General features: G+C 47.9%; 1 protein-coding gene. It reads left to right on the top strand.

The genetic code is table 11. The annotated features are described in order from the left end of the window. On the top strand, nt 1-234 hold a 234-nt coding region (locus tag CI597_RS17655; protein ID WP_268876137.1), incomplete at both ends, for a reverse transcriptase domain-containing protein.

Genomic DNA, 234 nt, shown 5'->3' with positions numbered 1-234 from the left:
AGGGAGCAAATCAGAGGAAGGAGTTACAAACCTCAACCCGTGAGGCGTGTAGAAATCCCGAAGCCTAACGGAAGCAAAAGAAAACTTGGAATACCGACAGTCATGGACAGGGTAATCCAGCAGGGTATAGCACAGATAATCAGCCCTATGTGCGAGCCGCTGTTTTCAGACCACAGTTACGGATTCCGTCCAAACAGGAGCTGTGAAATGGCTATCAAAGATATGCTCATGTTC

Source organism: Anaerostipes hominis (ex Lee et al. 2021), assembly GCF_002270485.1.
GTDB lineage: Bacteria > Bacillota > Clostridia > Lachnospirales > Lachnospiraceae > Anaerostipes > Anaerostipes hominis.
The sequence above is the reverse complement of the archived record's forward strand: the minus strand, read 5'-3'. Positions and strand labels throughout refer to the sequence as shown.